The sequence below is a fragment of the Novosphingobium sp. genome (assembly GCF_965228995.1).
In the GTDB taxonomy this organism is placed as follows: domain Bacteria; phylum Pseudomonadota; class Alphaproteobacteria; order Sphingomonadales; family Sphingomonadaceae; genus Novosphingobium.
Window position 1 is genome coordinate 392,062 of sequence record NZ_OZ245852.1, and the last position, 23,889, is coordinate 415,950.

Here is a 23,889-nt window from a genome sequence, read left to right on the forward strand (position 1 = left end):
ATCGAGACAACGGCACCGGATATCCCCCGCCCGGCCGGACAGGGAAATCAGGTGCCATTGGTCTCGCCCGACAGGTGGAGCGCATGCGCTCCGTGCCTGCCGCCTGCGCCACGGCCTCTCGGCCAAGCATGTTGACGCGCCAGAACAATCTGGCAGGGGACTGCGCGCAAGACGCGCAGCGGCTACTCCCCAAGTGACTGCGGCCGCACTAGTCCGCTTGTGACGGTAGTGCAACAAGCGACTGGGCAACAAGCGACTGGGCAATACAGGACTGGACGGGCACTGCGATTGCTGTATTCATCAATGCATAGCACCAACAAGCTGACCCGGCAGCGGGAGGCGGTGCGCACCAGACTTGTGGAAGCGACTTTGACCCGAAGAGCACTCCCTGCGCTGGCCGCCCTTGCGGCGCTGGCCATCGCCGCCCCTGCCGTGGCCAAGCCCGGCCCCCTCGCCGAAGCGCTGGGTGTGCCCGATGATCTTTCGATCAGCGCCACCATACGTGCGCGGGTCGAGGGGATCGACGGGCAGTTCCGCCCCAGTCCGGCCACCGCCGATTCGATGGTCTCGCTGCGCACGACACTGGCGATCGAATACGATGCAGGGCCCGTGCGCTTCGGCGGCGAGTTGTGGGATGCGCGCGCCTATGGCGAGGCGCCGACTTCGAGCATCACGACCTCTGAGGTCAACACCCTGGAGCTGGTGCAGGCCTATGCCAAGGTCGAGCTGGGCGACTGGAAAAAAGGGGCGAAGGGTGGGCACGGTCTGTTGACGCTGGGCCGCCAGACTATGGATATCGGTTCGCGCCGGCTCGTGGCGCGCAACCGCTTTCGCCAGACCACCAACGGCTTTACCGGCGCGAACCTTGAATGGACGACGCATGGCGGCACGCGGCTGCAGGCATTCTGGACTATGCCGCAGATCCGCCGGCCCGACGACTTGGCCAGCCTGCAGGACAACAAGGTCAAGTTCGATCTCGAGACCACGCGCGTCCAGTTCTTCGGCGCTTATGCTTCGCTGCCCGGCATTCTGGGCGGCACGCTTGAGGGTTACGGCTTCCGACTGGCCGAGCAGGACGGCGACAACCGGCTGACCCGCAACCGCCGCCTGTGGACGACCGGCGCGCGGCTGTTTGCGCGGCCGGCGGCGGGCAAGTGGGACCATGATATCGAAGGTGCCTACCAGTTCGGCACCGTGCGGCGCACGACCAGCGCAGCGGACCTGACCGACCTCGATGTCTCGGCGTGGTTCGTCCATGCCGAAGCGGGTTACAGTCTGAAAGCCAAATGGAAGCCGCACTTTGCCGCAATGTTCGATGCGGCCAGCGGCGATAGCGGCCGGGCCGGGCACTATGGCCGGTTCGATACGCTCTACGGGGCGCGGCGCTTCGATTTCGGGCCGACCGCGCTTTATGGCGCCTTGCAGCGGGCCAACATCATCTCACCGGGGCTGAGGCTGGAAGCGGCGCCGGACAAGCGCACCGACGTGATGGTCGCCTACCGCGCGCAATGGCTGGAGAACCCGCGCGATGCTTTTGCGACGACCGGGGTGCGCGATGCGAAAGGCGCTTCGGGCCGGTTTGCCGGGCATCAGGCGGAAGCGCGGCTGCGGCACTGGCTGGTGCCGGATTTTCTGCAGGCGGAAACCGGCGGCGCGGTGCTGTTCAAGCAGGGGTTCCTGCGCGATGCACCCAATGCGCCCAAGAGCGGCAACAGCGTCTACGGCTATTTCGACCTGACGCTGACACTTTGAAGGCGCTGGCCGACGGCGCCGAGGATGGCGTGCTTTTGCGCGGCGCTGGCGTTGGGCCAGGCCATGATTTCCTCGATGGTGCGCGCACAGCCACGGCACAGCGCGCTAAGCGGATCGAGCGTGCAAGTGCCCGTGCAGGGGCTGGCGGGATGGCCCGTCATCGCTTGTCTGCCGCCAGACGGCTCATGAGGAGCGCGGCGCGTTTGGCCTGAAGGTTGAGGCTGGCGAGATCGACCGTCTCGGCCGGCGTGTGATCCCCCTTGCTCGCGGGGCCAAGGCCGACAAGGCCGGGAACATCGGCGGCGACAAAGCTGATATCGCCGGCACCGCGCTTGAGCGGATCGAGCGGCGCCATCGCGGGCAGGGCGAGCGCGGCGTTCACCTCGTTGAGCCTCGCCAGCAGCGCGCGGTTGGCGTCGGTCGGTGCCATCGGCGGGTAGCCATCTTCGAACGTGATCCTGGCCGTAGCGCCCGGGAAGGCGCGCGCGACGATTTCGGCCATCCTGGCTTGCGCGCGGGTGTTTTGCTCGGGCGAGAGCGTGCGCAGATCGCCGCGCGCGATGGCCTTGGCGGGGATGATGTTCGTCTTGCCGGTGGCGCTGACGTGGGCCTGATCGGCAGCAAGCGCAGCTTCGGCCCCGCCCGCGATCAATCCGACATTGAGCGTGAGATTGGGTTCGGGCACTTCGGCGCGGATCGCCGCGAGCATGCGCGCGAGGGCATAGATCGCGCCATCGCCATCAGTGCCGAACACGCCGCTGGAATGGCCGGACTTTGCGGTGACTTCGATGGTCCAGCTATAGGCTGAACGGCGGGCAATCGAGCCCATGTCGACGAGCTTGCCATCCGGTCCCACGTCGCGCGCAAGGCCTTCGAAATCGAGCGCGACGTCCGCCTTCTTGCCTTCCGCGATGAGGTCGGCGCGTGCGGCCGACTGCGGATCGCCCGCGTCTTCCTCGTCGCCCGTCAGAAAGGCGACCACGTTGGCGTTCTTCAGCGTACCCCCCGCCGCCATCGCCCGCAGCGCGGCGAGCATGGCGACCACGCCGCCCTTGTTGTCCGCCACGCCGGGACCGCTGGCGAACTGACCTTTGCGCGTAAAGGTCTGGAACGGCGAATCCGCTTCGAAAACCGTATCGAGGTGGCCGATCAACAGGAGGCGCTTGGCCCCCGGCTTGCCAGTGTGCATCGCGACCAGATGCCCCGCCCGCCCGGTCTGCTCCATCGGCAGCCACTTCACCGTGAAGCCGAGCGCCTCGAACTCGGGCCGCAGCATCTCGGCAACGGCCTTGACCCCGGCCAGATTGTGCGAGCCGGAGTTCTGGTTGACGAGCTTTTCGAGCAGCGCGAGATCGCGCGCTTCGTTTGCCGCCACGGCCGCGACCATGCGCTTTTCCGGTGCGGTCAGTGTGGGCGCTGCTTGAGCGCTGGCGGGAAGCAGGAGCGAGGCGGCGAGCAGCGCGGAGGCAAGGCGGTTGTGCATGGCGGTGTGATAGAACCACTGGCCTGCGCTTGGGAAGCCCGCACGCTCCCCGCGCAATTTCCTTGCTTTCCCGCGCAATTGCGCCTAGGCGCGCCTCCAGCAGGACTGGCGAGCGGACTTTCCGCCGCAGGCCCGGGCAAGCGTGAGGTCCGCCGTTTCAGGGTGAGACCCGCCCCGGCTTAACAGCTGCTTCGCTTGGCTTCCCCTTCACGCATGGGTCGCATGGTCGACCCTTTGCCTGCGCGCCGCATTGTGCCGTGCGCCACCCAACGATTGGATTCCACATGTCTTACTTCCGCGATCTCGGCCTTGCCGAGCCGATTCTCCACGCGCTTGAAACCAAGGGTTACACCGACCCGACGCCGATCCAGCGCCAGTCCATCCCCGCGCTGCTCGAAGGCCGCGACCTCCTCGGCATCGCGCAGACCGGCACCGGCAAGACCGCCGCTTTTGCGCTGCCTTCGCTCCACCGCCTTGCTGCAGATGTGAAGCCGCGCAAGCCCGCCTCGTGCCGCATGCTGGTGCTTTCGCCCACGCGCGAACTGGCCGCACAGATTGCCGAGAACATCGCGGCTTATGCCAAGAACCTGCGCCTCACGGTCGATTGCGTGTTCGGCGGCGTGCCGGTGGGCAAGCAGGCCCGCCGCCTCGTGCCGGGCTGCGACATTCTGGTGGCCACCCCGGGCCGCCTCCTCGACCTGATCGACCAGCGCGCGCTGACGCTTAGCCGGGTCGAGATCTTCGTGCTCGACGAGGCCGACCAGATGATGGACCTTGGCTTCATCCACGCTCTGCGCCGCGTCGCGAACCTGCTGCCGAAGGAACGCCAGAGCCTGTTCTTCTCCGCCACGATGCCCAAGGCGATCGCGGATCTGGGCAAGCAGTTCATCAACAATCCGGTGCGCGTGGAAGTGACCCCGCAAGCGAGCACGGCCGAGCGCGTCGAGCAGTTCGTCACCTTCGTCAACCAGGCCGAGAAGCAGGCGCTGCTCACCTTGCGCATTCGCGCGCTGCTGGCCGATGGCAAGCTCGACCGCGCGCTGGTGTTCACTCGCACCAAGCACGGCGCGGACCGCGTTGTGCGCCATCTCTCCGCCGCCTCGATCAGCGCCCGCGCGATCCACGGCAACAAGAGCCAGGCGCAGCGCACCGCCGCGCTGGATGCGTTCCGCCAGGGTTCGTGCCCGATCCTCGTTGCCACCGATATCGCCGCGCGCGGGATTGACGTGACCGGGGTGAGCCACGTGTTCAACTTCGAGCTGCCGAACGTGGCTGAACAATACGTCCACCGCATCGGCCGCACCGCGCGTGCAGGTGCAGACGGCGAGGCGATCAGCTTCTGCGCGCCGGACGAGAAGCCCTACCTCAAGGACATCGAGAAGCTGACGGGCATCAAGCTCATGCCGCTGCCGCTGCCCGAAGGCTTCCTCGCCGAAGCCGCGCGCCTGCCCGCTGTCAGCCGCAAGCCCGAAGAAGCCGAGCGCGATGCGCGCCGCGATGACCGCGATGCGCGTGGGCGCGGCGGCAACCGTGGCGGCGGTCAGGGCCGTGGCGGCCAGGGACGTGGTGGAGAAGGCCGGAGTGCCAACCCGAATCGGCGCGACGACCGTTCGCCCGGTGGCCGCGCGCAGGGGGTCGATGGACGTCCCCGCGATGCCAATCCGCGCAAGGTCGATGATCGCGGCGGCGAGCGCGGCCCCGTGGGCAACCCGGCCCGTGCCGAACGCGGTGATGCGCCGCAGGGCGAAAAGCCGCGCAGCTTCCGCCCGCGTGGTGGCGGCGGCGCGCCCGGTGTCGGCCAGCACCGCAACAAGGTCCGCCGGGCCGTCTGATGGCCGCACTGAGCCCGCACCGGCTTGTGGACTGCCCCGAATGCGGGCTGTCCACGGCCGCGCGGGCTTGGCATAGGGATAGGGTGACTCTGTTTTACCATCCCGACGGCACATGACCGAGCTGTGGCTTTCCGCGCTGGTCATGACGGTGATCGTCGCCGTGCGTTATCTGGCGGTGAGCGGCCTGTTCGCCTGGCTGACCAAGCTGGTTCGCCCCGGCCACTATGAAGGTCTCGCCCGCCAGATGCGCAGCGAGATCACGTGGAGCCTCGCCTCCGCCGCGATCTATGGCGTGCCCGCCGGGATTATCGCCTGGGGGTGGCAGCACTATGGCTGGACGCGGGTCTATACCGATGTGAACGCCTACCCGCTGTGGTGGCTGCCGGTTTCACTATTAGTCTACCTCGCGCTGCATGACACCTGGTTCTACTGGACGCATCGCTGGATGCACCGCCCGCAGGTGTTTCGTGCGGTGCATGCGGTGCACCACGCCAGCCGTCCACCGACGGCGTGGGCCGCGATGAACTTTCACCCCGTCGAGGCCGCGATCGTGGGCTTGTTCATCCCCGCGCTGGTGTTCGTGGTGCCGATCCACGCCGCCGTGCTCGGCGCTGTGCTGCTGGTGATGACCGTGATGGGCGTCACCAATCATATGGGCTGGGAAATGTTTCCAAAGGCCCTTGTTCACTCAACTGTAGGGCAATGGGTGATAACAGCGAGCCATCATCACCGCCATCACGAGCTCTACCGATGCAATTTCGGCCTCTACTTTCGTTTTTGGGATCATGTATGCGGAACGGACAAAGGACTTTCTGCACCATGAAGCGGGCGATGAAGCATTGGGGCCTGCCACTGGGCGTGAGCGTTGTCGCCGCCCCGCTGATCATCGCGGCAGTACCGCTGCCGCAGATCCAGTCGCATCCGCAAGGGCCAGTGCTGGCAGGCGCGGGGCTGCCCAGTTCGATCCTCGTCCAGATCGAAGGTCTGCGTTCGAACCGCGGCCAGGTCATGGCCTGCATGACCGCCAATCCCAAGACCTTCCCCGATTGCCAGAAGGACCCGAACGCGCGGCACCTCACCGTGCCGGCGCTGAATGGCGAGACCGTGCAGTTCAGGGATGTGCCGCAGGGCCGCTACGCGATTGCGTTGTTCCATGATGAGAACGGCAACGGCCGCATGGACAAGATGATGATGCTGCCCCGCGAAGGCTTCGGCTTTTCGCGCGATGCGCCGCTGCAGTTCGGCCCGCCCCGTTTCGGCGCGGCCTCGTTCCAGGTCGGCGCGGCGCAACTCAAGACCGCCATCAAGGTGCGCTACATCCTGTAACAATTGCTTGCACCGCGCTGCAGCTTGGAGAAAGGGCGAAAGGCCGAGCGCCCCATGCCTTTTCGGAGAAGTGTGTGCCTGATGCCGTGACCCAAGCGCAGCCGCTGCGCTCGCTGCTCTACATGCCCGCCAGCAATCGCCGCGCAGTCGACAAGGCGCGCGCGCTGCCCTGCGATGCGGTTGCGCTCGATCTCGAGGATGCCGTCGCGCCGGACATGAAGGACGAGGCGCGCACCGCGTTGACCGAGGAACTGCAGGCAGGCGGTTTCGGGCACCGCCTGATGATAGCGCGGATCAATCCGCTCGGTTCGCCCTGGGGCAAGGCCGATCTGGCCGCGCTTGCAGAGGTTCCGATGCACGCAATCCTCGCCCCCAAAGTGGACGATGCCGCCGATGTCGTGGCGCTTTCGCTGGCCATGGACGGTGCGGGCTATGATCCCGCCGTCAAGCTGTGGGTGATGATCGAGACACCGCATGCCGTGCTGGCGCTGGAGCGGATCGCCGCCTCGGCCCGCATCTCGCGGCTGGCCGGCTTCGTCCTCGGGCTCAACGATCTTGCCAAGGAAACCGGCATGGCGCAGCTGCCGGGCCGCGCCGGGTTCGTGCCGGTCATGGTCCAGGCGCTGATGGCGGCGCGGGCCTATGGCCTCGTGCTGCTCGACGGGGTGTGCAATGCCATCGACGATCCCGCGCGGCTCGAGGCCGAATGCACGCAGGCCCGCGACCTCGGCTTTGACGGCAAGACGCTGATCCATCCCTCGCAGATCGAGACGGCCAATCGGGTGTTCGCACCCGGCGAGGCGGAAGTGGCCGAAGCGCAGGCCATCGTCACCGCGTTTGCCGACCCCGCCAATGCCGGCAAGGGCGCGCTCAAGGTGAACGGGAAGATGGCCGAACTGCTCCACCGCGACATGGCGGAGCGGCTGCTGGAAAAAGCGGCAGCCATCGCTGTGAGGTAACACCACAATCGAACGAATGCGCTTGGCGGTGCGGCGCAACTTAAGCACATCTTTACCATGTTGCGCCATGACAGGCCCCATTGGACGACCACGGGGACGGGTTCATGGATACGTATCGCGGCATCAGCACGGAAGGTTCGGACGGCAAGGATGCCCCGGACTACACCGCAGACTATGCCAGCTACGAGGAATCGATCGACGAGCAGGGCACTGTCGCCGCGCCGCCGCCGCCCATCGGGCAGGACGAGCGCCGCATGCAGGTGCGCGCCTACAATTTCTGGGCGAGCCTGCTGGATCAGGGCCAGTTTCCGCCCGTGCAATCGCTGCTCGACGGACAGATGCCCGATTTCGCCGATCATTCGGTGCTGCTGCATTTCGATAAGGGCATCGAGGATCCGGCGATCCCGTTCCTCGGTCAGATCCTTGCTGATGAATGCGAGGCGGGCAGCCCGCTGCGCCGGTTGAGCGACATTCCCGGCCGCTCGCTGCTTTCGCGCATCACCGATCATTACCTGCAGATCATCGCCAATCAGGCGCCGATCGGGTTCGAGGCCGAATTCGTCAACCAGCGCGGCCGCACCATTCTCTATCGCGGTATCCTGCTGCCGTTTTCGACCGACAACGAGACGATCGACTACCTCTACGGCGTGATCAACTGGAAGGAACTGGCCGACCAGCACACCACCGACGCGTTGCTGCTGGAAATCGATCAGGCGCTCGACCAGCGCCCGAGCAGCGCCACGTTGGCGCCGCGCCGCGCGGCAAGCGTGCCGCTCGGCGGCTGGGCCGACGGGCCGGATAGCGAAATTGCCCTGCTAGATGACATGCCGCTGCTCGATCTGGCCGAGTTTGGCGCAGAGATCATCGCCGGCGCACCCGGCGAGCCAGCGCATGATCCGGTGTTCGCGGATGAAGAACCGGGCTGCCTCGCCGACTGGCTCGCCTCGGCGCGCGATCTGGCCCATATCGCCCATGCGAGCGAAGACCGCACCCGCGGCGCGCTCTATGCCGCGATCGGCCGGGCGTGGGATTTCGCGCTGGCGGCCGAGGCTGCGCCCGAAGACTATGCCGAGATGGTCGCCGATGCCGGCCTCACCATGCAGGCCCGCGCGCCGCTGACTCCGCTGGTCAAGCTGGTGTTCGGTGCGGACTACGACAAGACGCGCATCGCCGAATACACCACCGCGCTCACCCATGCACAGCGCCTCGCGCTCGGCTATGGCGAGCTAGGCGGCTACCTCGCCAAGGCGCCCGGCGGGCTCAAGGGCGTGGTTGCGCTGGAGCGCAAGCTGCGCCGCGAGGAAACCGGCACGGCCGCCGCGAAGCCCCGCGCCACGCTGGTCGACGGCCTGCGCGCGCTCGATCACAAGCCGCTCTATGCGCTGGAACCGGAAGGCGCCGAATTCGCGCTGGTCCTGGTGCGCCGTCTGGCAAGTGGCCCAGCCGTGCTGCTGGGCGAGATTGCCGATGACCAGCCGATGCTGGAGCGCGCCGCGCGCCGCCTGCTGGGCTGAAGGGCTTCTTTCCCGCTCAGACAAAACCGTCTAGCCATGCTCCATGGCAGACATAACGATGCTTCCGCGCGCAACCCGCAAGCCGCGCCGCCGCCGACTCCTCTGGACGCTGGCGGTGCTAGCGCTGCTTGGCGTTGGCGGTTTTCTCCTTTACCGGCAAGCGCTTGCCACCGAAGCCGTGGCGATGCTCGACACGGCGGACCGCATTCTGCACGGCGGCGATGGCTCGATCCGCGAAGTTGCCGCCGTGCGTTATGGCGGCGATCCGGCGCAGAAGCTGGAGATGTTCCTCCCCGCCGATGCCGTCCCGGCTTCCGCCACGCGCAGCGGCCCGCTGCCCATCATCGTCTTCATCCATGGCGGCGGCTGGCGTTCAGGCGATCCGCATGATTATCGCTTCATGGCCCGCGCGCTGGCGCCGCAGGGCTATGCAGTCGTGCTGGCGGGCTACCGGCTCTATCCCAAGGCGCGCTACCCGGGAATGCTTGAAGACGGCGCCGCCGCCCTGCGCTGGGTGGCCGACCATGCGCGTCCGCTCGGCGGCGATCCCCAGCGTGTGGTGCTGATGGGCCATTCCGCCGGGGCCTACAACGCGGTCATGCTCGGGCTCGACAAGCGCTGGCTCGCGGCGCAGGGCCTTTCGGCGGATGCCTTGCGCGGTGTTGTCGGGCTTGCCGGTCCTTACGATTTCTACCCCTTCGACAGCGACGCCACGAAGCTGAGCTTCGGGAAGGCGCCCGATCCCGAAGAGACTCAGCCGGTCGTCCATGCCCGCGCCGGAGGACCGCCGCTGCTGCTCGTCCACGGCACCGCCGATACACGGGTCCGCCCGCGCAATTCGGTGGAGCTTGCCCGCACGATGACTCGCGCCGGAGCGCCAACGCGCGCGGTGCTCATCGACGGGGTGACCCATGAAGGCCTGATCATGATGTTTGCGCGGCCCTTTTCGCACGATCCGCGCGCGATCGATGCCGTGCTGCCGTTCCTTGCCAAAGTCACCGCTTCACCGGCGGTTCAGGCGAGTGGCGGATAAGCTGCGCGTATCGTGACCAGATCCCAACCCCGCCGCATTGGCCGCGCGCTGGCGGCATCCCTGGCCCTGCTCCTGGCGCCGGTGCCTGCCGCCGCACAATCGGTGCTGCGCGATGCCGAGACCGAAGCGTTCTTTCAGGACATGGCCGCGCCGATCGTGGCGGCGGCGGGCTTCACGCCGCACGCCGTCGATGTCGTCCTGCTCAACGAGCCTTCGATCAACGCGTTCGTTGCGGGCGGGCAGGCGGTCTATATCCAGTCGGGGCTGATCAACGCAGCGGACAACGCGCAGGAAGTGCAAGGCGTCTTCGCGCACGAGCTTGGCCATATCACCGGCGGCCACGTGATCCGCGGCGACGAAGGCGGCAAGCCCGCCACCGGGATCACGCTGCTCAGCCTGCTGCTCGGCGCTGCGGCGGCCGCGGCCGGTGCGGGTGATGCTGGCATGGGCATTCTCATGGCCGGCCAGCAGGCCGCGCTCGGCAAATACCTCGCCTTCAGCCGCGCGCAGGAATCCTCGGCAGACGCGGCAAGCGTGGGCTTCCTTTCGAAGGCCGGCATCTCGGGCAAAGGTTCGGTCGACTTCTTCAAGAAGCTGCAGAACATGGAATTCCGCTACGGCTTCAAGCGCGATGCCGATGCGGAGTTCTATTCCACCCACCCGATGACGGCGGACCGCCTGACCACGCTGCAGGACAGCTTCTCGCAGGATCCGGCATGGAACAAGCCCGCCGACCCTGCGCTGCAGGCGCGGTTCCTGCGAGTGAAGGCCAAGCTTGTGGGCTACCTGGCCGAGCCTGCCGCCACGCTCGCTGCCTATCCCGAATGGATGCAGGACGCGCCCGCGCACCTCGCCCGCGCCTATGCCTTCCACAAGGAGGCCCTGATGGACAAGGCGCTCGCGGAAACCGACGCGCTGCTCAAGCTGGACCCGAACGATCCCTACGCACTGGAGATCAAGGGGCAGGTCCTGCTCGAATCAGGGCGCCCCAAGGACGCAATCGAACCGCTGCGGCGGGCGACCGAGCTCACCCGCAACACGCCGCTGATTGCTACCACGCTCGGTCACGCGCTGCTCGCGACCGAGGACAAGGCGAATTTCCCGGAGGCGGAGCGCGTGCTAAAGACCGCCGTGGCGCGCGACCGCGACAATCCCTTCGCGTGGTACCAGCTTGGCGTGGTCTATGAAGCGGAGGGCGACATCCCCCGCGCCCGGCTGGCCAGCGCCGAGCAGCAGCTGGGCGAACTGCAGCTGCCCGAAGCGCTGCGCAGCGCCGAGGCGGCCGAGGCGGCGCTACCCAAGGGATCGCCCGATTGGCTGCGGGCGCAGGATATCGCGATGTCGGCGCGCGCGATGATTGAGCGGATGAAGAAGTCGCGGTAGCGCGGGGCAAGCAGATCGGGGCGGCGGCCCAGCAGGAGTTTATTTGATGCGTTTCACTCCGTTTCTTGCCCTGGCGCTGGTTGTCGGCGCCGGGGGTGCCGCCGGTGGGTGGTGGCTCGCGCATGGCCGCGGCAGCGAGGCAGCAGTGCCAGCTCAGGACAGCAAGCTCGAGGGGCAGCTTGCCGAGGCCGGGATCGGTGCCCGCCAGCGCGGTGCAATCGAAGCGCTGGTGCGCAGCTACATTCTCGAGCATCCCGAAATCCTGCCCGAAGCAATGGAAAAGCTTCAGGCCCGCGAAACCGAAGCACGGCTTGCCCCCTTGCGCGGCGCGCTCGAGACGCCGTTCCCCGGTGCGGTGCTGGGCAATCCGGGCGGCAAGGTCACCCTCGTCGAGTTCACCGACTTTTCCTGCACATACTGCCGCAGCAGCGTGGCCGATGTCGAAGCGCTGGTGAAGGACAACCCTGACTTGCGCGTGGTCGTCCGCCAGCTGCCGATCATTGCGCCCGAAAGCGAACCCGCGGCGCGCATGGGCCTCGCCGCCGCCGCGCAGGGCAAATATGCCGCGTTCCACAAGGCGATGTTCTCCGGCGAGCGGCCGAACACCGCGAGCATCGCCGCAGCCGCCAGCGCGGCTGGCGTAGACAGCGCCGCCGCCAGCGCCTTCGCCCGCGAGCCTGGCGTGCATCAGGAGCTTGAGCGCAATCTCGGCTTCGCACGGCAGCTTGGCATCAACGGCACTCCTGCATGGAGCGTGGGCGGCAAGCTGATGACCGGCGCGATCGGCCGCGAGGCCTTGCAGCAAGCCGTCAACGCAGCCCGCAAGGGCTGAGATGCGCAGGCGGGGCGCAGCACCTGCGGCCTTCGGGCTGGCCCTTGCGCTAATCACCGCCGCGCCCGCGCGCGCGCAGCCTGTCGACGAACTGCAACAGGCCGATGCACTCATTCAGACGATCGGCTGGAAGCTGAGCCATGCCAACGCGGCCTATTGCCCGCGCGGCGCGCCGGGGATCGGCCTGCTGCTCGGCGACGCGCAGACTTTTGCCAATCCGGCATTGGCACGCACGGCCTATGGCCTTTCCGGCGATATTGCCGTGGCGGCCGTCGCGGCGGGAAGCCCGGCAGAAGCCGCTGGGCTGACCGCCAACACCGGCGTGACTGCGGTCGCAGGATCGCCAATCGGTCCCGCGCCGCGCCAGGGCAGCTGGGACCGCGTCTGGGCGCTGCAATCACGGCTGGAGCAGGCGGCGGCGCAGCGCGGCGAAGTGACGCTCACGCTTGTCGATGGGCGCGCAGTGACCGTCAAAGCCGCGCCTTCGTGCGGCGTGCGCTTCATCCTCGACGACGGCAAGGACAACGCCGGGGCGACGCGCAGCCAGGTTCGTATCGGGCGCAGAACGCTGGACCAGCTCGGCGGCGACGAAGCGATGATTGCCGCTGTGCTGGCGCACGAGCTGGCGCACGCGGCGCTCGATCACGAGACGCTGCTCGACAAAGGGAAGCGGTCGACCGGGGAAGTGCGCAGCACCGAGCGCGAGGCAGACCGGCTCTCGATGTGGATCATGGCCAATGCGGGCTACGACCCGGCGGCCGCGCTGCGCATGATCCATTTGATTGGCCCGCGCGGCATTCTGGTGATCCCCGGCGCCGGCCACGGCAAGGCCAGCACCCGCGAGCGCGAAATGGCCGCCGAAATCGCGGTTATGCGCGCCCAGCCCGATACGAACTGGGCGCTCAGGTTCAGGCGGGAGCCTTAGGCGGGAACGCCCGCCTTAGCGGCGGTCGTTTCCATGGCCAGGATCGAGGTTTCGCTGCGCGGACGCGCCAGCACCCGGCGCACCATCGGCTCGAAGAAATCGAGCGGCAGAGTGTCGTAGTCCGGATCGAAGGCGGCCTGATCGTACTTCGCGCAGAATTCGGCGCAGGCGTCGAAGTGGGGGTTGTCCCGGTATTTCTCGCGCACGTTGCGGTCGATGCCGAGGTAGTGAAAGTAGTAATAGCCCTGGAACGCGCCGTGGTTGCGGCAGATCCAGTGCTCTTCCTCGCTCACGAAAGGATGGAGAATCGCGGCGGCGATCTCGGGATGGTTGTAGGAGCCCAGCGTATCGCCGATGTCATGCAGCAGCGCCATCACGACATAGCTTTCCGGGCGCCCATCGCGGTGCGCGCGGGTCGCGGTTTGCAGGCTGTGGGTGAGGCGGTCGATCGGGAAGCCGCCGAAATCGCCATCGAGCAGCTTGAGGTGCGCCAGCACCCGATCGGGCAGACCAGCGGCAAAGCCGACATAGTCACGCGCGATGATCGCCCAGTCTTCCTGCGTGCCTTCTTCCATCGAATGGAACTGCGCACGCTCTTCGGAACTGCCGTGATGATCCATGGTTCTCTCCCGTTTTGCGTGAGAATACCCGCTTTACCCAGCCACGCAATGCCCACCTGTGGCGTGATGCCGAACTGTGGGCTACATACCCGCATATGGCAATGAAGCTGCCGCTGCGCCCCACGCCGTTCTTCGGCAACAAGAACCGCGCCTTCTGGCGTCTGCAAATGCTCGGCTGGGGCGGCGCAATGCTGCTGCGCGCGCTGTCCAGCCTCGCCAATGCGCAGCCGTGGTCGTTCCTCGTCATCGTGCTGATCGCCACGATCACCGGCTTCTCGATCAGCCTCATCCTCTCGGTGATCTATCGCGCACTGATCAACCGCACGCCGCTGATTACCTGGGGCATCACCTCGGTCGTGCTCGCCATCGCCGTGGGGCTCTATGCCTTCATCGATTCGTGGGTGATCAGCCTTTATCGCTCGGGCAGCGATTCCGGCTTCGCGCAGCTGTTCCTCGGCGTGTTCTACCTTGATCTCACGCTGCTCGGCGCGTGGTCGGCGCTCTACTACGCGATCAATTTCTACGTGCAGGTGGAAGAGCAGAACGACCAGCTGATGCGCTTGGAAGCGCAGGCCACTTCGGCGCAGCTGGCGATGCTGCGCTACCAGCTCAACCCGCACTTCCTGTTCAACACGCTGAACTCGATCTCGACGCTGGTGCTGCTCAAGCAGACCGAACCCGCCAATGCGATGCTCAGCCGCCTGTCCTCGTTCCTGCGCTACACGCTGATCAACGAGCCGACCGGGCGCGTGACGGTGGCGCAGGAAGTCGAGACGCTGAAGCTCTACCTCGATATCGAGCGGATGCGCTTCGAGGAGCGGCTGGCGACCGAATTTCGCATCGATGAGGATGCCTCTCCCGCGCTGATGCCTTCGCTGCTGCTCCAGCCGCTGGTTGAAAATGCGATCAAGTATGCGGTCAGCCCGCTCGAGGAAGGGGCCATGATCACCATCGCGGCGCAACTCGTCGGCCACGTGCTGCGAGTCACCGTGTCCGACACCGGGCCGGGGTTGCAACCTGGCACGGACCCCTCGACATTGTTTGGCGTGACCAGTTCGCGCAAGGATTCCACCGGGGTCGGCCTCGCCAATATTCGCGACCGGCTGGCCCAGGCCTATGGCGAGAACCAGCGGTTCGAAATCGGCGAGCGGCCGGGTGGAGGCTTCATGGTAGTGATCGAACTGCCCTTCGAAGCACGTGCAGTGCCAGCCAGCCCGCAACTCGCCTCACAGCAAAGGTAGCGCATGACCATTCGCACGATCCTCGTCGACGACGAGAAGCTCGCCATCCAGGGCCTCCAGCTGCGGCTTGAGGCTTTCCCCGATGTCGAAGTGATCGACACCTGCTCCAACGGGCGCGAGGCGATCCGCAAGATCAAGACCGAGAAGCCCGATCTCGTGTTCTGTGATATCCAGATGCCCGGGTTCGACGGCTTCAGCGTGGTGAGCGGAGTGATCGAGATCGATCCGCCGCTGTTCGTCTTCGTGACCGCCTATTCCGAACACGCGATCCGCGCGTTCGAGGCCAATGCGGTCGATTATCTCCTCAAGCCGGTCGAGCCGGCCCGCCTCGCCGACGCGCTCGACCGTGCGCGCACCCGCCTTGCCGAAAAGCGCGGGCTGGAAGAGGCCGAGAAATTGAAGAACGTGCTCGCCGAAGTTGCGCCCGATGCGATGGGTTCGATGCCCGACGACAACGAGCCAGCCATCGGCCGGTTCGAGAAGCTGATCAACATCAAGGACCGCGGCCAGATCTTCCGGGTCGATGTCGATACGATCGAGCGGATCGAGGCGGCGGGCGACTACATGTGCATCTACACCGGTGACAATTCGCTTATCCTGCGCGAGACGATGAAGGACCTCGAACGGCGGCTCGACCCGCGCGTGTTCCAGCGCGTGCACCGTTCAAAGATCGTCAACCTCGACCGCGTCCGCCAGGTGCGTCCGCATACCAACGGCGAATGCTTCCTCGTGCTCGACAGCGGCTCGGAGGTGAAAGTCTCGCGCTCGTATCGCGATGTGGTGGCGCGCTTCGTGCATTGATGTTGGCTTCACGCGGAGACGCGGAGGCGCAGAGAGGAAGCTTGCGGCGCAGTCGCCGGATACTGAACGGTGCACGGAGCGCGAGCTGCATGGTAAAGCAGCGGCCTTCGGCCAAATCCTCTCCGCGCCTCCGCGCCTCCGCGCCTCCGCGTGAAACCTGCAACCGCTCGACACACCCAAAGGCCATAGCTAAGCCGCCAACATGACCGCTTTCACCATCCCCGGCTTCGATCTCGATGCCTTCGTCGCCGCCACGCTCGCCGAAGACCTCGGTGAAGGCCTCCCCGGCGGCGGGCACGATGTGACCTGCGAGAGCGTGATCCCGGCGGACGCGCGCTTTGCCGGGGTGATGGAAAGCCGCGATGCAATCACGGTCTGCGGCCTGCCCATTGCCGCCGCCTTCTTCCGCGCGCTCGATCCCGCGATGGAGATCGAAATACTGGCCGGGGAAGGCGCGCAAGTGGAGCCCGGCTCGGCACTGATGCGGCTGACGGGATCGGCCCGCGCCATGCTGACGGGAGAGCGCAGCGCGCTCAACACCGTGCAGCACCTCAGCGGCGTCGCCACGCTCACCCGCCGCTATGTCGATGCGATGGGCGAAACTGGCGCGCGCCTGCTCGATACGCGCAAGACCATTCCCGGCCTCAGGCACCTCGAAAAGTATGCCGTGCGCACCGGGGGCGGAGTGAACCACCGCATGGGGCTGTGGGACGCGGCGATGATCAAGGACAACCACGTTCTCGTTGCGGGCGGCGTCGCCGAAGCGGTGCGCCGTGCGCTTGCCGCCGGGGTGTGCGAGGTGATTTGCGAGGTTGACCGCATCGACCAGATCGAGCCCGCACTTGAAGCAGGCGCCACCCGCCTGCTGCTCGACAACATGGGGCCGGACACGCTGCGCGAAGCGGTGGCGCTCGTCGCGGGCCGGGTGCAGTGCGAGGCATCGGGCGGCGTGCGGCTTGAAACCATAGGTGCGATCGCGGCCTCGGGTGTCGATTACGTCTCGGTCGGCCGCCTCACCCAAAGCGCGCCCGCCGCCGATATCGGGCTCGATTTCACGCCGCTATGATGAAGGCGGCGATGGTGCAGCGGCTGCTTTTCGCTCTGGCCGTCCTGTTGCCAGCGGCGGCGCAGGCCGAAGTGCCGCAGTGCCGCCTGCCGCCGCTGATCTCCGCCCCGGCGCTGCCTGCGCCAGATGGGCCGCGCCGGGTGCTGCCGGTGGCGGGCTATACGCTCGCGCTGAGCTGGTCTCCGGAATACTGCCGCACGCGCGGCCACGATCCGCGCGCAGCGTTCCAGTGCGGGGGCAAGCTGGGGCGCTTCGGCTTCATCCTCCATGGGCTCTGGCCCGAGGCGCAGCCGGGCAACTGGCCGCAGTGGTGCGAGGCCGCGCCCCTGTCTGCCGAGACGGTGCGCCGCAACTTGTGCATGACCCCCTCGCCCGATCTCCTCGCGCATGAGTGGGCCAAGCACGGCGCCTGCATGAGCGGCTCGCCGGACGGGTACTTCAAGGCCGGCGCTGCGCTGCTGCGCGCGCTGCACTATCCTGACATGACACGCCTTGCGCGCCGCCCCGGCCTCACCGCCGGAGACCTGCGCGCCGCCTTCCGCGGCGCCACGCCGTTCCTCCCCGCCGCCGCGATCCGGGTGAAGACGAACGGGCGCGGCTGGCTGGAGGAAGTCCACGTTTGCTACGGCAAGGACTTCCGCCCTGCGCCTTGCGCCGATCGCGGCGCGGATGATGGCGCGCCGCTCAAGATCTGGCGCGGGAACTAACGCCGCTCGCGGAAGAACGCCCTGAGCATGTCCGCCGCCGCAGCCTCGCCGATCCCGGAATAGACTTCGGGCCGGTGCAGGCAGCCCGGCGCATCGAACACTTTCGACCCGTGCTCGACAGCCCCGCCCTTGGGATCGCTTGCCGCGTAATAGACCCGCGCCAGCCGGGCATGGACGATGGCGCCAGCGCACATCGCGCAAGGCTCCAGCGTGACCCACAGGTCGCAGTCCGTCAGCCGTTCCTGCCCTAGCGCGGCGGCAGCAGCGCGAATCGCCATGATCTCTGCATGAGCGGTGGGATCGTGATCCAGCCGCGGCGTGTTGTGCGCAGTTGCGATCACCACGCCCTGCTTGACGATCACCGCCCCGATGGGCACTTCACCCCCGTCTGCCGCCCGTTCAGCGGCTTCCAGCGCCATGCGCATGGGTTCGGGAAGGGGCCAGCGGCTCATGACCATCGGGCTAGCGCGCCTTGGGCTGTCCGCGCAACGTGCGAATCCTTGACTTTGCACCCCGGATCGGCAAAAGCGCGCGCTTCCCGATCCATGATCGTTCAAATCCAAGCGAGTTTTCAGCCATGTCGCGCATCTGCGAACTGACCGGTAAGGGCCGCCAGGTCGGCCACAACGTGAGCCACGCCAACAACAAGACCAAGCGTCTGTTCCTGCCCAACCTGCAGAACGTCACGCTCATGTCGGAAAAGCTCGACCGCAGCTTCAAGTTCCGCGTTTCGACTCACGGCCTGCGCTCGGTGGAGCACAACGGCGGTCTCGACAACTGGCTGCTCAAGCAGACGGACACCAAGCTCAGCGCGCGTGCGCTCAAGGTGAAGCGCGAGCTGGTCAAGGCAACCGCCGCCTGACATTCCTGGTTTTTGCGGCACCAGCCCGCTCTCCCGCCCGCGCGGAAGAGCGGGCTGGTGCCGTTTGCCTGTCTGGCGCAACGCCGACAGCGGAAGCGCCCTTGCCGGCGTCCGGCCCGATTCGCAGCTTGAGCAGCAGTGTTCGCTGCATCACGCTCATTTCGTTGCTATCCGAAACAAGCCAGACGACCTCGCTGCCATCGGCTTCGCGCGTCACGGTCATCCCTTCATAGTTGTCGCGAATGCGCGGGTCGGTGATCCGGGCGATCACGCGCGGAGTTATCTCTGCGCCCGGACGGACGTCCCGCGGTGAAAACACGGCAACAATGCTGCGGAAGCCCGCAAGGCTGAAATTACGGCCGAGCACGAGCAGGCGCCCGTCGGGCATTTGGGTCAGTTCGCTCGGGCGGTAGCCTGCCGGCATGATCAGCTCGAAGCGGGCCGGAGTCTCGAACGGCTGCGGAATGCCGCGGAAGATCAGGCCCGGATGGCGCGTCCGATCGAGCCAGCGGTCATAAGTCTCACCGACGATCACGGTCCGTCCATCGCCCAGCACAGCCATGCCTTCCGGCCCCTGATTTTCGGGCCATTCGGAGAGGACGGGCAGCGTGATCGGGTGCCGGAGGGTCAGATCGTGGCTGTAGCGCTCAATCTGCGGCACGCCTTCATAGGCGACCAGCAAGTCCTCGGCCCCCGGCAGGACCACGACTGCCTCCGAATCCGTGGGGTAGTGGAACCTGCGCCAATCGACATGGATCAGCCGGTCGAGCCTGTGGCGCCACGGACCGGGAAAGTCCGGCCGGCTGAACCACAGCACACCGCCGCGATCACCGACCGAAACGAGGCCGCCGCGCGTCTGCGCAAGGCTGGACAATGTACCAAGCGTACGGCTGCGGCCGATGATCTGCCACGCACCGAGCAGGCGCAGCGCGCCCGTATCAGGGAGATCGCCGCGCAGCGCAGGCATGAGATCGACGAGGCCGGCATCCGGAAGGTGCGCCCTGTCAGGGCGTTCGCCGTGGAGCCAGGTGGTCGGAACCAGCGCGAGGGTCAGCAGGGCCAGTTTCAACGCGCGCATGAGCGGGCGCTTGCCACAGCGCGGCGAGCATGAACAGCACGCAGGCCCGTCTTGTCAGGCGGGCACGAACTTCAGTGCATCGCCATTGATGCAATAGCGCTTGCCGGTGGGGGGCGGGCCATCATCGAACACGTGGCCGAGGTGGCCGCCGCAGCGCGTGCAGTGCACTTCGATGCGGGTCATGCCGAAGGAGCCATCCGTGGAGGTGGCCACGCCGCCCTTGATCGGCGTCCAGAAGCTGGGCCAGCCGGTGCCGCTGTCGAACTTGGTCGAGGAAGCGAAGACGGCATTGCCGTCCGCCGCGCACACGAACGTGCCCTTGCGGTGCTCCTTGAGCAACGCCGAGGTGAACGGCCGCTCGGTCCCTTCCTCACGCAGAATGTAATACTGCGCGGGCGTGAGGATCTTGCGCCATTCCGCTTCGCTGTGCTGCAGCGGGAAGGTTCCCTTGCGCGTCGCGGCGGCGGGCGCACCGCAGGCAGCGGCCGTCATTGCGGCCGTAGCGGCGAGGAAGATCAGGAAGTTTCGGCGCGAAGGTTTCATGGCAGCCGGTTCGGGGGAATGGATCATTCGGTTACATTCCCTGCTGCGCGAAGCAGATCAAGCGGGCCATTCGGGCGGGGCCGTTCGGAGGGGGATCGTCCCGCCGAGTGAGCAGGGGAGGGGGGCGGGATATGCCCACCGGCGGGACGCCACCCTGTTAGCCCTGTTTACCTGAACCGAATCTGACCGAATCGGATAGGAACCATTCAGCGTTTTTCGAGCACGACTTCCATTTTGCGGAAGCCGTGGACGAAGTTGGCGCGCACGCGCTTCACCTCGCCCGCAACGCGAACGCGCATCTTGCGCTCATGCATTTCCTCGAGCAGCACGCGCAACTGCAGTTCGGCGAGACGGGCGCCCACGCAGCGGTGAACACCATAACCAAAAGCGAGGTGGCGCCGCGCATTGGGCCGGTCGACGATGAGCTTGTCCGGGTTTTCGAACACCGTCTCGTCGCGGTTACCCGAAAGGTACCACATGACCACCTTGTCACCGGCCTTGATCTGCTGCCCGAACAGCTCGGAATCCGCCGTAGCGGTGCGCCGCATGTGCGCCAGCGGCGTCACGAAGCGCAGGCATTCCTGCACCGCATTGGGGATCAGCGAGGGATCGCCTTCGAGCAGGGCGCGCTGATCGGGGAACTCGTCGAGCGCGTGGATGATGCCCGACATCGTGTTGCGGGTGGTGTCGTTGCCGCCAACAATGAGCAGTACGAGATTGCCCATGAATTCGAGCGGGCTCATCTTCGACATCGCGGGCGAATGGATCATCATCGAGATGAGATCCGGGGTTGGCGCCGCGCCCATGCGCTGCATCCACAGTCCCTGGAAATAGCGTGCCATCTCGGTGAGGATCTCGAAGCGCTGGTCGGAGAGGTCCGAGGCCAGCGTCAGCTCCACGTCACCCGCCCAGTCCGACCAGAACGTCAGCAGGCGGCGGTCCTGCCAGGGGAACCCGAACAGGATGGCAAGCATGCCGGTGGTGAGCTCGATCGAGACCTTGTCGACCCAATCGAACTTCTCGCCCCAGGGCAGGCTATCGAGCACTTCGCCGGTGCGGTGGCGAATCTCGGTTTCCATCCGCGCGATCTCGCCCGGGGTGAAGGCAGGCGCGACGGTGCGGCGCTGGCCGGTGTGCTCGGGCCGGTCCATCGCGATGAACATCGGCATCTGGCGCTCGGCAAGCTTGGCCGGATCGGTATCTTCGGGCGGATCGCCGATGGTGATGCCGCCGTGCTGCCACGAGGACGAGAACAGCTCGGGCAGCGATTCGACGTGCTGGATCGCCTTGTGCGTGGTGACGTTCCAGTAATCGCCATAGGGCGTCCCCGTCACCTTGTTGACCGGCGCCTTCGCGCGCATCTCGGCAAAGATCGGCCCCCAGCGGTCCTCGACATAAATGGCCGAGGCGCTCACGTCCCACGGCTGCGTGTGGTGCGGCGCGGCCTGCGGATTGGCGGCGAGCCATTCCTCGAACGCTTCGTTCGCGGTGGGGGAGGTCCGATACGTGAACGGGGCTTCGGGCGCGAGCTGGGTTGCCATGGCTATCCTTCCGATGTGGACGGCCCGTGCGCGCGCACCGTCCTTCAAGCGGTGGATACTATCCTTGCAACCTACACGACTGTCAATAAGCTATCGCGCGGGAATCCATCTCAGCGGACAGCAGTGACCGCCGGGCGGCGGAACCAGCCCCGACGCCCCCGCGCCGGGCCCGATTTCATCACCGTCCGGCGGAACAGCTGCGCCCCCACGCGGATGATCACGCCGACCCAGACCGCCTGGTAGACGAGCGCGATCAGATGCGGCCAGAGCACCGGCGATTGCGCCGCCTGCGCCAGCATCGCGAAGGGCGAGCTCACCGGGAAGACCTGACTCACCGTTTCGATCCATGTGCCCGGGCGGGCCAGCGCATAGCTGGCGAAGAAGAACACCATGAGCTGCATCATCGTGACCGGCATCGAAAGCGTCTGCACTTCGCGCACCGTGGTCGCCATGCCCCCGATCGAAAGGAACAGTGAGCCGAGCAGCAGATAGGCCATCGCGAAATAGAGGAAGCCGAGCACGCAGAACAGCGGCCAGCCCACTGCCGGCGTCGCAAGGAACGGCACCGATTTCATGCCCATCACGATCAGCACGCCGTAGACCGAACCCCACACCGCAATGCCGACAAGGCTGACCGCGAGCATGGCGAACAGCTTGCCGAGGAACAGCGCGTCCATCGGGATCGACGCGGCCAGCACTTCGATGATCTTGTTGGCCTTTTCCTCGACGAGGTTGGACAGCACCATGCCAGCGAGCAACATCGTCAGCAGGAACAGCAAGACCTGGCCCGCCTGCGCCGTCACGGCGAGGTCGACATGTTGCTTCGCCGCGGTCGTGGCGATCTTGTCTTCGGCGACTGCAGGATAAGTCCGCGGGGCGGCAGACCCGGCTTCGGCCGCAATCAGCGCGACCTGGCCGCGCCACTGATCGACGCGTTCGGAAGTGGCGGTAAGCACCGGCTTGTCGAGGCTGCCGGTGATGACGGCCGCGAGCTGCGGCGCACCCTTCACGCCTTTGCTGGCAAGCACTGTGCGCGCATCGAACTTCTCGCCCGGCGCGAGCCGCGCCAGCACGGTGTATTCGGGCACGAAGCCCGACATCTTGGACGCAAGGCCGTTGCGCGCGGCCACCAGCGAATCGCCCTGATGTGCAGGCATCGCGACGCCGATCACCGGGTTGTCGATATCGCGCGAGACTTGCGCGCCGATCGCTCCGGCCATCGCACCGATGAACACCGGGAACAGCGGGCCGATGAGGAAAAAGATGAAGGTCTTGGAGAAGATCACCGCACAGAAATCGCGGCGCATGATCACCCAGGCGGCGGCAAAATGGTTGCGGAGCATCAGCGGCGACCCTTCTTCTCGTTGGCTTTTTCAGCCGCTTCCAGCGCGGATTCCTCCAGCGCGCGGGCAGCCGCCTCGCCGGCAATGGACACGAATGCATCGTGCAGGCCCGGCCGCTCGATCGAGAGGCTCAGGATACCGGCGTCGCCTTCGATCAGCGCACGCAGCAGCGGCTCGACCCCGCTTTCGGGCAGAGTAAAGTACCAGAACCGGCCCTCGTGCCGCGCATCTGCGGGAAGCGCAGCGCGCCACAGGCCATCCTGCACGCGGGTTTCGAGGCGGACTTGCGGGCGGAGGCGATCACGCGCGGCGTCTACAGGCCCGGCAAAGGGCACCTTGCCCCCGGCGATGATTGCGATCTGATCGCACAGCCGCTCGGCATGCGCGATCACGTGGGTGGAGAAAATCACCGTCGTCCCGCGTTCGGCGAGGCTGCGGATCATCCGCTCGAGCTTGCCCTGGTTGAGCGCGTCGAGGCCCGAGAACGGCTCATCGAACACCACCAGATCGGGCTCGTGCACCAGCGTGCCAAGCAGCTGGACTTGCTGCGCCATACCCTTGGACAGCTGGCGGATCTGGCGATCGGCGGCATAGCCGAGGCCATGCTGCTCGAGGAGATCGCGGCCACGGCGGCGGCCTTCCGCCAGCGGCACGCCGCGCAGCGCGGCGAGGAATGCGATGGCCTCCGTCGCCTTCATGGCGGGGTAAAGCCCGCGCTCTTCGGGCAGATAGCCGATGCGGCGGGCGACTTCGGTCGGGCGTTCATGGCCAAGCACGCGGCGATAGCCCGAATCGGGATCGATGATGCCCAGCAGCATGCGCAGCGTCGTCGTCTTGCCCGCGCCATTGGGGCCAAGGATGCCGTAAATCGCGCCGCGCGGCACTGAAATGTCCACACCATCGACTGCGGTGAAGCCGTCGAAGCGCTTCACAAGGCCGCGCGCCTCGATAGCGAGTTCGACAGAAGGCACGTTGTCCAGCACGGGCGTCCCGGTAAAGGAGGCAAAGGGTTCGATCTTCATGGGATCTGCCGTTAACCGTAAGGCAT

At 66.5% G+C, this 23,889-nt stretch carries 24 protein-coding genes; 15 read left to right on the top strand and 9 right to left on the bottom strand.

Annotated features, from left to right (window positions below; translation table 11 throughout):
• Positions 1–369 precede the first annotated feature (369 nt).
• A complete protein-coding gene (locus ACO056_RS01735) occupies positions 370–1,752 on the top strand; it encodes an alginate export family protein (RefSeq protein WP_421850911.1) in 1,383 nt (460 codons plus the stop codon).
• Here ACO056_RS01735 and ACO056_RS01740 read toward each other — a convergent pair.
• The gene (locus ACO056_RS01740; protein WP_421850914.1) at positions 1,725–1,913 is read right to left on the bottom strand and encodes a DUF1289 domain-containing protein; all 189 of its coding nucleotides are present in this window, start codon (positions 1,911–1,913) and stop codon (positions 1,725–1,727) included. The two genes, ACO056_RS01735 and ACO056_RS01740, sit on opposite strands and share 28 nt — an antisense overlap.
• Positions 1,910–3,235: a M20/M25/M40 family metallo-hydrolase gene (locus ACO056_RS01745; RefSeq protein WP_421850918.1), complete on the bottom strand. Its 1,326-nt coding sequence runs from the start codon at positions 3,233–3,235 to the stop codon at positions 1,910–1,912. The genes ACO056_RS01740 and ACO056_RS01745 overlap by 4 nt, the downstream gene beginning before the upstream one ends.
• 284 nt (positions 3,236–3,519) lie before the next feature.
• On the opposite strand from ACO056_RS01745, the gene ACO056_RS01750 reads away from it, so the two are divergent.
• The 9 genes from ACO056_RS01750 to ACO056_RS01790 all read left to right on the top strand — a co-directional run bounded on the left by ACO056_RS01750 (position 3,520) and on the right by ACO056_RS01790 (position 13,039).
• Positions 3,520–5,067: a DEAD/DEAH box helicase gene (locus ACO056_RS01750; RefSeq protein WP_421850921.1), complete on the top strand. Its 1,548-nt coding sequence runs from the start codon at positions 3,520–3,522 to the stop codon at positions 5,065–5,067.
• A gap of 112 nt (positions 5,068–5,179) precedes the next feature.
• Entirely contained in the window at positions 5,180–5,890 is a 711-nt protein-coding gene (locus ACO056_RS01755; protein WP_421850924.1) for a sterol desaturase family protein, read from the top strand.
• Positions 5,887–6,393 (top strand): DUF2141 domain-containing protein, encoded by a 507-nt coding sequence (locus ACO056_RS01760; RefSeq protein ID WP_421850927.1) that lies wholly within the window; start codon positions 5,887–5,889, stop codon positions 6,391–6,393. Before ACO056_RS01755 ends, ACO056_RS01760 begins: the two co-directional genes overlap by 4 nt.
• An 86-nt stretch (positions 6,394–6,479) precedes the next feature.
• Complete coding sequence (locus ACO056_RS01765; protein WP_421850930.1) at positions 6,480–7,352, top strand: HpcH/HpaI aldolase/citrate lyase family protein; 873 nt, start codon at positions 6,480–6,482, stop codon at positions 7,350–7,352.
• 104 nt (positions 7,353–7,456) lie between these two features.
• The gene (locus tag ACO056_RS01770) at positions 7,457–8,866 is read left to right on the top strand and encodes a hypothetical protein (RefSeq protein WP_421850933.1); all 1,410 of its coding nucleotides are present in this window, start codon (positions 7,457–7,459) and stop codon (positions 8,864–8,866) included.
• A 58-nt stretch (positions 8,867–8,924) separates the two neighbouring features.
• Entirely contained in the window at positions 8,925–9,899 is a 975-nt protein-coding gene (locus ACO056_RS01775; RefSeq protein WP_421850936.1) for an alpha/beta hydrolase, read from the top strand.
• A 12-nt stretch (positions 9,900–9,911) separates the two neighbouring features.
• Positions 9,912–11,282 (top strand): M48 family metalloprotease, encoded by a 1,371-nt coding sequence (locus tag ACO056_RS01780; protein WP_421850939.1) that lies wholly within the window; start codon positions 9,912–9,914, stop codon positions 11,280–11,282.
• 46 nt (positions 11,283–11,328) lie between these two features.
• Entirely contained in the window at positions 11,329–12,114 is a 786-nt protein-coding gene (locus ACO056_RS01785; protein ID WP_421850942.1) for a DsbA family protein, read from the top strand.
• 1 nt (position 12,115) lies between these two features.
• Complete coding sequence (locus tag ACO056_RS01790) at positions 12,116–13,039, top strand: M48 family metalloprotease (protein WP_421850945.1); 924 nt, start codon at positions 12,116–12,118, stop codon at positions 13,037–13,039.
• On the opposite strand, the gene ACO056_RS01795 is transcribed toward ACO056_RS01790, so the two are convergent.
• Positions 13,036–13,659, bottom strand: a complete 624-nt coding sequence (locus ACO056_RS01795; RefSeq protein ID WP_421850949.1) for an HD domain-containing protein — start codon at positions 13,657–13,659, stop codon at positions 13,036–13,038. The two genes, ACO056_RS01790 and ACO056_RS01795, sit on opposite strands and share 4 nt — an antisense overlap.
• Positions 13,660–13,754: 95 nt before the next feature.
• Here ACO056_RS01795 and ACO056_RS01800 point away from each other — a divergent pair, with 95 nt between their 5' ends.
• The 4 genes from ACO056_RS01800 (at position 13,755) to ACO056_RS01815 (ending at position 17,474) form a co-directional block, all read left to right on the top strand.
• The gene (locus tag ACO056_RS01800) at positions 13,755–14,900 is read left to right on the top strand and encodes a sensor histidine kinase (RefSeq protein ID WP_421850952.1); all 1,146 of its coding nucleotides are present in this window, start codon (positions 13,755–13,757) and stop codon (positions 14,898–14,900) included.
• A 3-nt stretch (positions 14,901–14,903) separates the two neighbouring features.
• On the top strand, positions 14,904–15,701 hold the full coding sequence (locus tag ACO056_RS01805; RefSeq protein ID WP_421850955.1) for a LytR/AlgR family response regulator transcription factor: 798 nt from the start codon (positions 14,904–14,906) through the stop codon (positions 15,699–15,701).
• A 202-nt stretch (positions 15,702–15,903) separates the two neighbouring features.
• Complete coding sequence (nadC, locus tag ACO056_RS01810; protein ID WP_421850958.1) at positions 15,904–16,767, top strand: carboxylating nicotinate-nucleotide diphosphorylase; 864 nt, start codon at positions 15,904–15,906, stop codon at positions 16,765–16,767.
• A gap of 11 nt (positions 16,768–16,778) precedes the next feature.
• Positions 16,779–17,474 carry a ribonuclease T2 gene (locus ACO056_RS01815; protein WP_421850961.1) on the top strand — a complete coding sequence of 232 codons (696 nt, stop codon included), beginning with the start codon at positions 16,779–16,781 and terminating at the stop codon, positions 17,472–17,474.
• Here the strand turns inward: ACO056_RS01815 and tadA are convergent.
• Positions 17,471–17,926: a tRNA adenosine(34) deaminase TadA gene (tadA, locus tag ACO056_RS01820; protein ID WP_421850964.1), complete on the bottom strand. Its 456-nt coding sequence runs from the start codon at positions 17,924–17,926 to the stop codon at positions 17,471–17,473. The genes ACO056_RS01815 and tadA overlap by 4 nt on opposite strands.
• 125 nt (positions 17,927–18,051) lie before the next feature.
• Between tadA and rpmB the strand changes: the two genes are divergently transcribed.
• Entirely contained in the window at positions 18,052–18,336 is a 285-nt protein-coding gene (rpmB, locus tag ACO056_RS01825; RefSeq protein ID WP_421850966.1) for a 50S ribosomal protein L28, read from the top strand.
• Here rpmB and ACO056_RS01830 read toward each other — a convergent pair.
• The 5 genes from ACO056_RS01830 to ACO056_RS01850 form a co-directional block, all read right to left on the bottom strand.
• Complete coding sequence (locus ACO056_RS01830; RefSeq protein ID WP_421850969.1) at positions 18,317–19,414, bottom strand: esterase-like activity of phytase family protein; 1,098 nt, start codon at positions 19,412–19,414, stop codon at positions 18,317–18,319. The genes rpmB and ACO056_RS01830 overlap by 20 nt on opposite strands.
• A gap of 54 nt (positions 19,415–19,468) precedes the next feature.
• On the bottom strand, positions 19,469–19,984 hold the full coding sequence (gene msrB / locus ACO056_RS01835; protein ID WP_421850972.1) for a peptide-methionine (R)-S-oxide reductase MsrB: 516 nt from the start codon (positions 19,982–19,984) through the stop codon (positions 19,469–19,471).
• Positions 19,985–20,163: 179 nt separating this feature from the next.
• Positions 20,164–21,498 (bottom strand): cytochrome P450, encoded by a 1,335-nt coding sequence (locus tag ACO056_RS01840; protein ID WP_421850975.1) that lies wholly within the window; start codon positions 21,496–21,498, stop codon positions 20,164–20,166.
• 110 nt (positions 21,499–21,608) lie between these two features.
• Entirely contained in the window at positions 21,609–22,841 is a 1,233-nt protein-coding gene (locus ACO056_RS01845; protein WP_421850978.1) for an ABC transporter permease, read from the bottom strand.
• Positions 22,841–23,863 carry an ABC transporter ATP-binding protein gene (locus ACO056_RS01850; RefSeq protein ID WP_421850981.1) on the bottom strand — a complete coding sequence of 341 codons (1,023 nt, stop codon included), beginning with the start codon at positions 23,861–23,863 and terminating at the stop codon, positions 22,841–22,843. Before ACO056_RS01850 ends, ACO056_RS01845 begins: the two co-directional genes overlap by 1 nt.
• Positions 23,864–23,889 lie beyond the last annotated feature (26 nt).